This window comes from Pseudomonas sp. B611 (assembly GCF_055407965.1).
Map to the genome: position 1 here is coordinate 122,577 of NZ_JBUZST010000012.1, position 13,410 is coordinate 135,986.

9 protein-coding genes are annotated in these 13,410 nt (G+C 61.5%); all 9 read right to left on the reverse strand.

What is annotated here, in order from left to right:
- Positions 1–112: 112 nt before the first annotated feature.
- The 9 genes from ACZRMO_RS22085 to ACZRMO_RS22125 all read right to left on the reverse strand — a co-directional run bounded on the left by ACZRMO_RS22085 (position 113) and on the right by ACZRMO_RS22125 (position 12,902).
- Positions 113–3,031, reverse strand: coding sequence for a DUF748 domain-containing protein (locus ACZRMO_RS22085; protein WP_463974213.1), 2,919 nt, complete (start codon positions 3,029–3,031; stop codon positions 113–115).
- Positions 3,032–3,118: 87 nt separating this feature from the next.
- The gene (locus ACZRMO_RS22090; RefSeq protein WP_463974214.1) at positions 3,119–4,135 is read right to left on the reverse strand and encodes a class I SAM-dependent rRNA methyltransferase; all 1,017 of its coding nucleotides are present in this window, start codon (positions 4,133–4,135) and stop codon (positions 3,119–3,121) included.
- 67 nt (positions 4,136–4,202) lie between these two features.
- Positions 4,203–5,072 carry an oxygenase MpaB family protein gene (locus ACZRMO_RS22095; protein ID WP_017735558.1) on the reverse strand — a complete coding sequence of 290 codons (870 nt, stop codon included), beginning with the start codon at positions 5,070–5,072 and terminating at the stop codon, positions 4,203–4,205.
- 16 nt (positions 5,073–5,088) lie between these two features.
- A complete protein-coding gene (acs, locus tag ACZRMO_RS22100) occupies positions 5,089–7,026 on the reverse strand; it encodes an acetate--CoA ligase (RefSeq protein WP_463974215.1) in 1,938 nt (645 codons plus the stop codon).
- Between the two features lie 105 nt (positions 7,027–7,131).
- On the reverse strand, positions 7,132–8,796 hold the full coding sequence (gene pgi, locus ACZRMO_RS22105) for a glucose-6-phosphate isomerase (RefSeq protein WP_463974216.1): 1,665 nt from the start codon (positions 8,794–8,796) through the stop codon (positions 7,132–7,134).
- A gap of 213 nt (positions 8,797–9,009) precedes the next feature.
- A complete protein-coding gene (panC, locus tag ACZRMO_RS22110; RefSeq protein WP_124527748.1) occupies positions 9,010–9,861 on the reverse strand; it encodes a pantoate--beta-alanine ligase in 852 nt (283 codons plus the stop codon).
- Positions 9,858–10,658 (reverse strand): 3-methyl-2-oxobutanoate hydroxymethyltransferase, encoded by an 801-nt coding sequence (gene panB / locus ACZRMO_RS22115; RefSeq protein ID WP_124527747.1) that lies wholly within the window; start codon positions 10,656–10,658, stop codon positions 9,858–9,860. Before panB ends, panC begins: the two co-directional genes overlap by 4 nt.
- A 367-nt stretch (positions 10,659–11,025) precedes the next feature.
- Complete coding sequence (gene folK / locus ACZRMO_RS22120) at positions 11,026–11,511, reverse strand: 2-amino-4-hydroxy-6-hydroxymethyldihydropteridine diphosphokinase (RefSeq protein ID WP_463974217.1); 486 nt, start codon at positions 11,509–11,511, stop codon at positions 11,026–11,028.
- Between the two features lie 2 nt (positions 11,512–11,513).
- Positions 11,514–12,902 carry a polynucleotide adenylyltransferase PcnB gene (locus ACZRMO_RS22125; protein ID WP_017734147.1) on the reverse strand — a complete coding sequence of 463 codons (1,389 nt, stop codon included), beginning with the start codon at positions 12,900–12,902 and terminating at the stop codon, positions 11,514–11,516.
- Positions 12,903–13,410 lie beyond the last annotated feature (508 nt).

Genomic DNA, 13,410 nt, shown 5'->3' on the forward strand with positions numbered 1-13,410 from the left:
CTCGCGAAGGCGGTGTGTCATTCACACATCAGTTGACTGATCCACCGCCTTCGCGAGCAAGCCCGCTCCCACACAAGCCCGCACCCACACTTAGATTTGCAATACTCGCTGCTTACTCGGCATCCAGATGCAACGGTGTCACCACCCGACCATCTTTCTCCGCCTGACCCAGGTTGGCATCAATGAAGTACACCCGGTCATCTTCCAGCTGGCCCTTGTCCACCAGGTAGTCCTTGATGGTGCTTGCACGGTCCTGGCCAAGTTGGCGCAGCAGTACGTCGCTGGCGCTCCAGAACTTGATCACGCCGTCACGCAGCTTCGCGGTGCGGTCACTGTCGCTCAGGTCTTTCCATTCCGCCGGAGGTTGTTGTTTCAGGCGGGTACGGTAGATGCCTTCCAGCAATGGCGCCTTTTCCTTCTCCGGTACAACCAGCAGCGAGGCCTGGGCGGGAACCTTGTCGCCACGTCGCTGGAGGATCTTGTAGTAGTTGTATTGGTATTCACGCTCCAGACGTTCGGCGGCCAGGAACGGCCCGTCGCTGCTGGCAGCGGCTGTGCCTTCGATTTCCAGGCGCAAGGCCGGGCGTTCTTTCAGGGCCTTGGCCAGGGTGTTCAAGGCGCCTTCGGCGTCCTTGCTCAGTTCGCTGGAACCTGCGGCGAAGGACACATTGCCCAAGTCCTCCGCGCCACCGCCGGTAACCAACCCACCGATAAACTTGAACGGTGCCGTTGCCGCGCGCACCACCAGGTTGCGCAGGGTCTGCCACACGATCGGCATCACGCTGAACTGTGGGTTGTTGAGGTCGCCCGTCACCGGCAGCTCGATGGAGATCTTGCCATCGGAGTCCTTGAGCAAGGCGATGGCCAGGCGAATCGGCAAGTCCACGGCGTCGGCGCTGTCGACTTTCTCGCCCAGTTGCAGTTGCTCGACCACCACCTTGTTTTCGGCTTTCAACTGGCCTTTGGTGATCACGTAATGCAGGTCGAGATTGAGCCGGCCCTTGCGGATACGGAAACCGGCGAACTTGCCGGAGTAGGGGGTCAGGGTCGTCAACTCGACCCGTTTGAAGCTGGTGGCGATATCCAACGCCGCCATCGGATCAAACGGGTTCACGCTGCCCTTGATGGTCACCGGCGCGTAGCGATCCACCTTGCCCTTGATATCGACGCTGGCCGGTTTGGCCTGGCGGCTGTCGATCGTGCCGATCTGCCCGTTGAGTTGCTGAATGGCGGTGGCAAAGTTGGGGGTCAGGCTGAAGTCGGCAAAGTTCGCCGAACCGTCGTTGATCGCAATCTGCCCGATACGAATGCCCAGCGGCTTGTCTTTGCTGGCCGGTTTCGGGCTTTTATCGGGCGCTTGTGGAATCAGCAAGTCATCGACGTTGGTGGTGCGGTCGTCGTTGATCATGAAGCGCGCATAGGGTTGCAGCAGGTTGACCTTGTCGATCGACAGGCTCTCGCCGTGCTGGTAGTTGACGCCTTCGAGCACCAGGCGCTGCCATTTGAGGAAGTCGCGGGTCTTGAGGGTGTCGAGGGTATGCAGCTGGTCGACCTGAGCGCGTCCGGTGATTTGCAGCTTCAGAGGATCGGCGCTTTTGAGGTTCACATCCAGGTTGCTGCCGAGCATGCCGCTACGCAGTTCCAGGCGAATAAACGGGCTGATATAGGCCTGGGCAACCCGCAGGTCGATGTCTTGGGTATTGACCTTGAGTTTGGCACTGATCGGGTTCAAGTTGACCTCGCCCGTCGCGAGGATCTTGCCCTGCTTGCCCAGACCGGTATCGACCTTCAGGGTAAACGGGCTTTGGTTGAGGCTGTCGAAGTTCTGCACGTCGACGTTCAGCGGGCCCAGCTCCAACGCGACGGCTGGCTTGACCTGACGGTCGGCCAGATGCACCTGATAGTTGCGCAGTTGCACGTCCTTGAGCAGCACTTGCCACGGTTTGCTTGGCGCGGCCGGTTCTGTTTTTGGCGAATCGGCAGTGGCCGGTGCGGTGGCTGGTTCAGGCTTCGCGGTCGGCTTGCTCGGCTGGCTGGCGAACAGTTTCTGCCAGTCCAGTTGGCCGTCGGCTTCGCGGGCAGCCCAGGTTTCCAGTTTGTTGCTGCGAATCTTGCCCACCACCACCTGTTGCTTGGCCAGGTCCACGGTGGTTTCGCTGACGTCCAGGCGCTCCAGGCGCACCAGTGGCCGGCCATCCGGGGCCTTGATGGCAAACGGTGCGATGCTGGCGGCGGTGTTGGTCAGGTTCAGCTCGGTCTCTTTGGCCAGGCTGAATTTGTAGTCGGTGCTGAAGTTCAGCACGCCGTCTTCAAGCACCAGCGGCAGCGCATCACGCACATACGGCCACCAGGCCTTCATCTTGCCATCGGTGACCTTCAACGTACCTTCGGACGTGATCGGCACCAGGCTGAAGTTGCCTTTCCAGTCGATCTGCCCGCCTTCAGGGCCGGCGGCGACCAAGGTCATGTCGGCATTGTCTTCGGGCAGGGTGCTGAGGTTTTTCAGCTCGAAGTCGAGTTTGTCGTAGAGGAACTCGATGGGCTCGCTGGGACGCAAGTCTTCAAAGTGCACGTAGCCGCCGGCCAGCTTGATGGCGTCGATCCGCAACGGAAAGGGCTTGGCATTCGGGTCGGCCGGGGTTGGCTCGCTTGGCGGAATCTTGAACAGTTGCGCCAGGTTCAACTGGCCGGACTTGTCGAACAGCAGCTCCGTCTTGGGCTGGTCCAATTGCACATCGGCCAGGTGCAGCGCGCGGGTCCACAGGCTGTCGATCTGCAGGTTGGCGTAGAGGCGTTCGAAACCGATCTGTTCTTTGCCGGGCTCGCCGATTTTCAGGCCCCAGACCGTCAGTTCCAGGCTGAACGGGTTGAGCTCGATGCGCTCGATCCGTGCCGGCACCGTGGCGTAATTGGCCAGTTGCTGGTTGGCAATGCGCAGGGCAATGCCGGGCAAAATCAGAAAGCCCAGCAAGCTGTACAGGGCAACGGCGGTCAACAAGGCGCCAGTGGCGCGAATCAATCCTTTGGGCATGGGGCGGCGCCATCTATGTCAAACAGGAGTGCCTTGGAGTATGGCACGGGTTTTCGGTTCCGAAGCTCAGGGCTATTGGGAAACGTCCTACAGCTGCAGTATCAGAGTTTTCAGTGGAGGCTGCTGGTCTTGTGACGGAAAATCCGCCCCCGGCGTCATGATTTTCCAGTCGCGTACGGGGCGCCCGGCCTTTTCCGCGCAGCGCAGCACCTGTTCGCGCCAGTCATCCATGCTGACCTTCGCCAGGTTGTTGCAGCAGATCAGCACGCCATTGTCGGCCGTGGCGAGCAGTGCGGGCTTGAGCAGGCTTTGGTAGTCACGCAACAGGTCAACGGTGCCGAAGGCGCTCTTGGCCCAGGCCGGTGGGTCGAGCAATACGAGGTCGTACTGGCGCTGTTCCAGGCGTGGATAGCTCGGCAGTTTCTGGCCGCGACGCTGGGTAATGGGCAGACCGGCCAGTTGGCGGATCGCCGGGAAGTAGTCGGATTGCACGAATTCCATGGTCGGCAATTGTGGGTTCAGCTCACCGTTTTCGCGACCGACCGCCAGGTTGCCCTCGGCAAAGTCCAGGTTGCACACCTCACGGGCACCGCCCGCCGCCGCGCTGAGGCCGACGCCGCAGGTGTAGGCGAACAGGTTCAACACGCTTTTGCCGGCGCTGTGGGCCTTGACCCAGCCGCGGGTGTTACGCAGGTCGAGGAACAGCAGCGGGTCCTGCCCGGCATGGCGCCCGCGCACGCGGTAATTGAGGCCCCATTCGTGGCCGACCAGGTCTTCCAGCGCTGCCGGTTCGGCACGGTACACCGTGTCTTCGCGATCGATCCGCGAGTTGCCACGGGAACGGTCGTTGTACACCAGCAGCAATTCCAGGCCGATGTACTGGTTAATCAGCTGGTGCAGGTCCAGCAGCTCTTCGGTTTGCAGCGCCTGGTGGAAGCTCTGCACCAGCAATTGCGGGCCGTAGCGGTCGATGGTCAGGCCGCCGGCGCCTTCCTGGCTGCCATGGAACAAGCGGTAGCAGTCGGTGCCTTGGGCGTGCAGCTCGTTGATCAGGTCTTGGCGATGATTGAGAGCGGCGCGCAGCGCCTGATTCAAGGGAGACATGGAGCGCGCCTTGCTTAAGTAATGGGGGTAAATGTGGGCGCGGAGTTTAACAGTTATAGGGCCAGGCCTACATCAACCCCATCCGCCGATGCGCCCGTTGTACCGAACCATTGCGCATCGCCCAGCGCAGCAACGGCGCACTGCGCTTGACCCCCGCGCGGATCATCTGGCGTTGCAGCGGGCTCTGGTGCTGGTCGAGCATGGCGCTGGCCCAGTCCGGCAGCAGGTCGATCCCGGCCTGCATCATCAGCGCGCCAAACGGCTTGGCCAGGGTACTCGGCGCCGGGGCATCGAGCAGCAGGCGCAATACCTCACGGCTGCGTTCGTCGCACAGCAGTTGTGGGCGGATACGTGCCAGGTAATCCGACACTTCCTGCCGTGAGCGCGGCACATGCCGCGCGCCGAGTTGTTCGGCGACCAGGGCGATTTCGGCGTAGTAGCGGTCCTGGTCACGCCCCGACAGGTGCGGGTTGCGGTAGCGCAGGTGGGCGGCGAGGAAGTTGCTCACCTCCGCCACATGCACCCAGGTCAGCAACTCCGGGTCGCTGGCCGCATAAGCCCGACCGTCCGGTGCATGGCCGACCACTTGCAGGTGAATGGTGCGCACTTTTTCGATCAACCATTCGGCGTCCTTGCGCGAACCAAAGGTGGTGCCGGAAATGAACTGCGACGTGCGCCGCAAGCGCCCGAGCATGTCCTGGCGAAAGTTCGAGTGGTCCCATACGCCGGCCAGGGCCAGCGGGTGCAAGGCTTGCAGCATCAAGGCGCTGATACCGCCGATCAACATGCTGCTGAAGTCGCCATGGACTTGCCAGCTGACCGAGTCCGGCCCGAACAGGCCGGGGTCGCCCTTGGGGTTTTCCAGGTCCAGTTGGCCCAGTGACAAGCCCGTGAGGCTCATCAACTGGGTTTCGATACGGCTGCGGATAAATTCCATGGCGACTCAGGTTTTCCTAACGGTTCAGGCGTTTGTCGATCAGGCCATCCACCACGCTGGGATCGGCCAGGGTGGACGTGTCACCGAGGCTGTCCAGTTCGTTGCAGGCGATCTTGCGCAAAATCCTGCGCATGATTTTGCCGGAGCGGGTCTTCGGCAAGGCCGGTGCCCATTGGATCAGTTCCGGCTTGGCAAAGCTGCCGATTTCCTTGCTGACCAGCTCCAACAGGTGTTTTTTTAGTGCATCGTCGGGGGTGACGCCATTCATCGGGGTGACAAAGGCGTAGATGCCCTGGCCTTTGACATCATGGGGGTAGCCCACCACGGCGGCCTCGGCCACCAAGTCATGCAGGACCAGGGCGCTCTCCACTTCGGCCGTACCGATGCGGTGGCCGGACACGTTGATCACATCGTCGATACGCCCGGTGATCCAATAGTCGCCGTCCTCGTCGCGCCGCGCGCCGTCGCCGGTGAAGTAGTAGCCGGGGTAGGGTTTGAAATAGGTGTCGATCATGCGCTGCGGGTCGCCGTAAACGCTGCGGATCTGCCCCGGCCAACTGGCCTTGATCGCGAGTACGCCACTGCCGGCGCCGTTGATGACCTTGCCTTGCTCATCCAGCAACACGGGTTGTACGCCAAACATCGGCTGGGTAGCGCAGCCCGGCTTGATCCGCTGCGCGCTCACCAGCGGGCTGAGCATGATGCCGCCGGTCTCGGTCTGCCACCAGGTATCGACAATCGGGCAGCGCTGCTCGCCGACAGCATTGAAGTACCAGTCCCAGGCTTCGGGGTTGATCGGCTCGCCCACGCTGCCGAGCAAGCGCAGGCTGGCGCGGGAGGTATTCTCCAGCGGGCCATGCCCTTCGCGCATCAACGCGCGCAGGGCCGTCGGCGCGGTGTAGAAGATATTGACCTGATGCTTGTCGATCACCTGCCAGAAGCGCGAGCTGTCCGGGTAGCTCGGCACGCCCTCGAACATCAGCGACGTCGCGCCATTGGCCAGTGGGCCGTACACGATGTAGCTGTGGCCGGTGACCCAGCCCACATCGGCGGTGCACCAGAACACTTCGCCGTCGCGGTAGTCGAGCACGTACTTGAAGGTCATCGCCGCTTGCAGCAGATAGCCGCCGGTGGTGTGCAGCACGCCTTTGGGTTTGCCGGTGCTGCCGGAGGTGTAGAGGATGAACAGCGGGTCTTCGGCGTCCATCGGCTCGGGTGGGCAGTCAGTGCTGGCGGCGTCTAGGGCTTGTTGATACTTGAGATCGCGGTCTTCGCTCCAGTTCACCTTTGCGCCGGTGCGTTCCACCACCAATACGGTGCTGACATTCGGGCAACTGGCGAGGGCTTTATCGACATTCTGTTTCAGCGCCACCGGCTTGCCGCCGCGCACGCCTTCGTCGGCGGTGATCACCGTGCGGCAGTCGGCGTCGAGGATGCGGTCGCGCAGGGCATCCGGCGAAAACCCACCAAACACTACCGAGTGCACCGCGCCAATGCGTGTGCAGGCCAGCATGGCGTAGGCCGCCTCTGGGATCATCGGCATGTAGATGCACACCCGGTCGCCCTTCTTCACACCACGGCCTTTCAGCACGTTGGCCAGGCGGCTGACGTTTTCGTGCAGCTGGCGGTAGGTGATTGTGGAGGATTGTGTCGGGTCGTCGCCTTCCCAGATGAAAGCCGTTTGCTCAGCGCGGTGCGCCAGGTGACGGTCGATGCAGTTGTAGCTGACGTTCAGTTGGCCGCCGGCGAACCATTGCGCAGCGCCGGTGTGGATGTCCGATTGCTGAACGGTGTGCCAGGGCGTGATCCAGTCGAGAAAAACCTTGGCCTGTTCGGCCCAGAAGGTATCGGGTTGCTCGATGGATTGGCGATAGAGGCGCCTGTAGTCATCTTGACTGAGTTGCGCAGCGCGGCGCACGGCATCGGCGGTGGGGAAGGTGCTGATATCGAACATGAGCGGTCCTTATTCTTGTTTTAGGCACAAGTCATAAAGATGCACGCTGTGGGGGGAGGGTTCAAGGCCAACGTCCAAACGGACGTTGGCCTTGAAGGGGCAGGATCAGCCGCGGTGACGACCGCGGAAATAGTTGATCAAGCCTTGGGTCGAGGCGTCATCCGCCACGGTTTCTTCGGCGCCGGTCAGGCGGTTGTACACGCCCTTGCCCAGCTCTTTGCCCAGCTCCACGCCCCATTGGTCGAAGGCGTTGATGCCCCAGATCACGCTCTGTACGAATACCTTGTGCTCGTACATGGCCACCAGTGCGCCCAGGCGACGCGGGCTGATGCGTTCCACCACCAGGGTGTTGCTCGGACGGTTGCCCGGGATCACCTTGTGCGGTGCCAGCTTTTGCACTTCTTCTTCGGCGATGCCCTTGTCGCGCAGCTCGGCTTCGGCTTCGCTTCGGGTCTTGCCGAGCATCAGCGCCTGGCTTTGCGACAGGCAGTTGGCATACAGCCACTGATGGTGGTCGGACACCGGGTTGAAGCTGACAATCGGCACGATAAAGTCGGCCGGGATCAGTTGGGTCCCTTGGTGCAGCAACTGGTGGTAAGCGTGCTGGCCGTTGCAGCCGACGCCGCCCCAGATCACCGGGCCGGTATCGGTGGAGACGGGCGTACCGTCTTGGCGCACGCTCTTGCCGTTGGATTCCATGTCCAGCTGTTGCAAGTGCTTGGTGATGTTACGCAGATAGTGGTCGTACGGCAGGATCGCGTGGCTCTGCGCACCCCAGAAGTTGCCGTACCACACGCCCAGCAGGCCCAGCAGCACCGGCATGTTCTGTTCGAACGGGGCGTTCTGGAAGTGCTGGTCCATGGTGTAGGCACCGGACAGCAGTTCCTTGAAGTTGGACATGCCGATGGCCAAGGCAATCGGCAAGCCGATGGCCGACCACAGCGAGTAACGGCCGCCGACCCAGTCCCACATCGGGAAGATGTTTTCTTCACGGATACCGAACGCCACGGCCGCCGCGTTGTTGCTCGACACGGCGATGAAGTGGCGGTACAGCTCGGCTTCCGAGCCACCCTGGGCCAGGTACCAGGCGCGGGCGGCCTGGGCATTCTTCAGGGTTTCGAGGGTGTTGAAGGATTTCGACGAGACGATAAACAGCGTGGTCTCGGCGCGCAGCTTCATGGTCAGTTCGTGGAACTCACTGCCGTCGATATTCGCCAGGTAGTGGCAGCGCACGCCTTTGTGGGCGTAGGACAGCAGCGCTTCGGACACCAGCTCCGGGCCGAGGAACGAGCCACCGATGCCGATGTTCACCACGTCGGTGATCGGTTTCTCGGTGTAGCCACGCCACAGGCCGTCGTGGATGCGGCCGACCAGGTCAGTGATCTGGTTCAGCACCTTATGCACGTCCGGCATGATGTTCACGCCGTTGACCGACAGCTTGTCACCCACCGGGCGGCGCAGTGCGGTATGCAGGGCAGGGCGGCCTTCGGAGGAGTTGACCGGCTCGCCCGCATACAGCGCGTTGATCGCGGCCTTGAGGTCGACTTCCTTGGCCAGGGCCACCAGCAAATCACGGGTTTCGCTGGTGATCAGGTTTTTCGAGTAATCGAGGAAAAGTCCGCAGCTGCTCAAGGTGAACTGGGAAAAACGCTGAGGATCGGCATTGAACGCGTCGCGCATGCTGAAATCCTGCATGGCTTGGCGGTGTTGGTTGAGCGCTTGCCAGGCGGGCAGAGCGGTAACGTCATGAGGAGTGCGGTAGTACGCCATCGCTGCGGGTTTCCTTTTATTACGGGGACTGCCTTTAGGACACTTCAAAGCCCGGAACGTCCTGCCTCTTATCAAGCGGCGGGTTCCAGACAGCGCTAACCAAGAGCGCAGGGCGATTACATTAAACCTAGCGTGTGAACTTGTCTTGGCTTTGTCTGCGCTGTGGCCGGTACTTTTTTATACCGGCACGGCAAGGAGGGCAACAGGCGAGGGTCAGTTGAGGTTCAGATGCAGGTTATCGATGAGGCGAGTTGTGCCCAGGTAGGCTGCGACGAGGATCACCACATCACGGTCTTCAGGGGTTGCCGGGCGCAGGTTTACGCCCTGGCGCACTTCGAGGTAGTCCATGCGCAGGCCGGCGGCTTCGATCTGCTGGATCTGTTCGGCGCGCAGCTTGGCGAAGTCGTGGTCGCCGGCTTGGATGGCTGCGGCAATCTGGCTGAGGCTGCGGTACAGCACCGGCGCGATGGCGCGCTGTTCTTCGCTGAGGTAACCGTTGCGCGACGACAGCGCCAGGCCGTCCTCGGCGCGCACGGTGGGCTCGCCGATGATCTGGATCGGCATGTTCAGGTCCTGCACCATGGCGCGGATCACGGCCAGTTGCTGGTAGTCCTTCTGGCCAAATACTGCGATGTCCGGCTGGACCATGTTGAACAGCTTGCTTACCACGGTCGCCACGCCTTCGAAGTGCCCCGGACGGCTGGCGCCACATAGGCCTTCCGACAGTTGCGGCACGCTGACACGGGTCTGGCCGGTGGTGCCGCCGGGGTACATTTCCTCGACGGTGGGCGCGAACAGCAGGTTGCAGCCGGCTTGCAGGAGTTTTTCCTGGTCAGCGGCCAAGGTGCGCGGGTAGGTATCCAGGTCTTCGCCTGCGCCGAACTGCAGAGGGTTGACGAAAATACTGGCGACCACGAAGTCTGCTTGTTGCGCGGCCTTGGTCACCAGGGTGGCGTGGCCGCTGTGCAGGTTGCCCATGGTTGGCACAAAGCCGATGCGTTTGCCGGCGTTGCGGGCGTGGGTCACAGCGGCCCGCAGTTCGCGTAGGGTTTTTACCGTGTTCATGCAGAGAATCCGTGTTCGGCGCCCGGGAAGGTGACGCTTTTGACTTCGCTGACGTAGGCGCTCAGGGCGGCGTGGATGCTGTCCTGGCCGGTCATGAAGTTCTTCACGAACTTCGGCACGCGGCCGGAAATCGACAGGCCGAGCATGTCGTGCACCACCAGCACCTGACCGTCTGTGGCGGAGCCGGCGCCAATGCCGATCACCGGTACCTTGACGGCCTGGGTAATCTCGGCGGCCAGCTCGCTAGGCACGCACTCCAGCAGGATCATCGCCGCGCCCGCTTGTTCCAGGGCGATGGCGTCGGCACGCATCTGCCGCGCCTGGGCTTCATTGCGGCCCTGCACCTTATAGCCACCGAGGACATTCACCGACTGCGGCGTCAGGCCCATGTGCACGCACACCGGTACACCGCGCTCAGCGAGCAGGCGCACCGACTCGGCAAGCCACAGGGCGCCTTCGACCTTGATCATGTGCGCGCCGGCCTGCATCAGCTTGCCCGCGTTCTGGAAGGTCTGTTCGAGGGTGGCGTAAGCCATGAACGGCAGGTCGGCGATGATGAAGGCGCCATCGTTGCCGCGCTTGACGCTGGCGGTGTGGTAGGCAAGTTCATCGGTGGTAACAGGCAAGGTGCTGTCATTCCCTTGAAGGACCATGCCCAGGGAGTCGCCCACCAGTAACACTTCAACCCCGGCCTGGCAGCTGGCGTGGGCGAAAGTGGCGTCGTAGCAGGTCAGCATGGTGATTTTTTCACCTTTGAGCTTGAGGCTCTGCAAGGTGGTCAGGGTAATGTCTGGCATGAAAAGGGTCCTCGTTCAGGCGCTTGGAAACAGCGAGTAACGCGCGTGAGTCTTCGTTTATACAGGCGCACTGTCTTGAGAGCAGTGCTTATAAGGCCTGGATTGCGCCCTTCAGCGCCGGGTTGGCGGCAGCGGGACGCCTATAGTCGTGAGGAGGACACGGGAAGTCAATTGGATGTGTTACCGCATTGTTACGAGGGGGGTGTTACCCGTGTTACTGATGCGATTCAGCTGGGGAGAGGCGGTTTCTACAGCGCCGAAGATCATATGTGGGAGCGGGCTTGCTCGCGAATGCGGTGTATCAGCCAGCACATGTGGCGACTGGCACACCGCATTCGCGAGCAAGCCCGCTCCCACAGGGATAGCATCAGGCCGTGAGGATGCGTTCCAAACCGACAAACGGGCAGGCTGCCAGCAGGTCGCTCAGGCGTTGGCCATCAGGCAGCTCGAAGTTGTCTGGCGCCAGTTCCGCCAGCGGATACAGCACAAACGCCCGTAAATGCATCTGATAGTGCGGCACCTTCAGGCGTGGCTCGTCGATCTGGCGGTCGCCAAACAGCAGGATATCCAGGTCCAGCGTACGTGGGCCCCAACGCTCAAGGCGTTCGCGGCCCTGGTCGTTTTCAATGGCTTGCAACGCATCCAGCAGCGGTAGTGGCCCAAGGCTGCTGTCCAGGGCAGCCACCGCGTTGGTGTAGCGCGGTTGGCCCGGGAGCAGGGAGTCACTTTGATAAAACGCGGACACGCCGGCAACCGTGGTGCCTGGCAACAGCGCCAGCGCTTCGACGGCGCTGCGCAATTGCTGCTCGGGGGCAGCGAGGTTGCTGCCCATGCCGATGTAGATGCGTTCCACGCTTACTCGCCCGAGGTGTCGGCAGCGCTGCGTTTGCGCTTGGTGCCGCTGCGCCGGCGCTTTTTCGGCCCTTCGCCGTCGCCTTTGCTGCCGAGGTCGCGAATCATGTCGCGGCGTTCGCTGTCATTGGCGTCCTGGTAATCCGTCCACCATTCGCCCAGGCCGTCGGTCTGCTCGCCAGCGCTTTCGCGCAGCAGCAGGAAGTCGTAGCCGGCGCGGAAGCGCGGGTTGTCCAGCAACAGGTCGGCGCGTTTGCCGCTGCGGCGTGGCAGGCGCTCCTGCATGTCCCAGATCTCGCGGATCGGCATGGTGAAGCGTTTAGGAATGGCGATGCGCTGGCATTGTTCGGCGATCAGCTCGTGCGCGGCTTCCTGCATGGCCGGGATTGGCGGCATGCCGCGCTCTTGCAGGCGCAGCACGCGCTTGGGCAGGGCTGGCCACAGCAGGGCGGCAAACAGGAACGCCGGGGTCACCGGTTTGTTCTGCTTGATGCGCAGGTCGGTGTTGATCAGGGCTTCGCTGATCAGGGTGTGGGTATAGGTCGGGTTCTGCTCCAGTGCTTCGGCGCTGGCCGGGAACAACGGATCGAACAGCTGCAGGTCAACCAGCATTTCGAAGGTGTCTGCGGCGTAGCCCGAGAGGAACAGCTTGAGCACTTCTTCGAACAGGCGCGCCGAGGGGATTTCCCGCAGCATGGGGGCCAGTTCGCGGATCGGCGCGGCGGTGTGCTTCTCGATGCCGAAGTTCAGCTTGGCGGCGAACCGCACCGCGCGCAGCATGCGCACCGGGTCTTCCTGGTAGCGCTGCGTCGGGTCACCGATCAGGCGGATCAGGTTGTTGCGAATATCGTGTACGCCGTTGGCGTAATCGAGGATGCGCTCGCTGACCGGATCGTAATAGAGGGCGTTGATGGTGAAGTCGCGGCGCTGCGCGTCTTCTTCCAGGCTGCCGTAGACGTTGTCGCGCAAGATGCGCCCGCTCTCGTTGCGGGAAGACTGGTTGGTGTCTTCCTCTTCATCGTTTTGCGGGTGATTGGCGCGGAAGGTCGCGACTTCGATGATCTCGCGACCGAAGTGGATGTGCACGAGCTTGAAGCGACGGCCGATGATGCGCGCATTGCGGAACTCGGCGCGCACTTGTTCAGGCGTGGCGCTGGTGGCGACGTCGAAGTCCTTGGGCGTGATATTGAGCAGCATGTCGCGCACGCAACCACCCACCAGGTAAGCCTGGTAGCCGGCGTTCTGCAAACGCTCGACGATGTTCACCGCATAACGGCTGAACTGGGCGCGCTGCAACGAATGCTGGTTGCTGTTAAGCACCTCAGGCGTGCTGCGAATGTGTTGCGTACGACGCAAGGGAGAACGGAATGACTGGAACAACTTCTTCAGCATGGGATGCACTGTTTGAAGGAATGTTCGGCCATAACGAAGAATGACCGCATGATGGGCGAGGATTCTAGCATTTAGTCAGGGGATGGTGTAGGAACAAGCTACAGGCATTGCGCCATAAGCCTTTAAAGGTCAAATGCCGGAAACTACAAGGGGAGCCGAAGCTCCCCCAGAAGTAGTTGCGTGCTCTATTTTTATTATGGGTTGCGGGCTTTTTGTTTTTGTTGATCGCCCTCGCCATGAAGCTTCACCTTCATGACACTCCCAATCGGGAGTCAAGAGCAAACGGATTGCTTTGGTCGCTGTGTTGCTGATCTACGATCCAACCAGTTCAGGCTCTGCCTTAGGGCAGTTTTTGTTGTTCTCGGCCTGGTTGCGGGGCAAGCCCCAAATGCAACGCCTCTCCAAAAGAATCAGTTAGCTGCGCCTCCGCCGTGTTGTTTTTGTTATGCGTGAGTCGATTCGTCTTATTTTTATTGTCTTGTACAAAGCTTGTTATTGTTTTTGTACT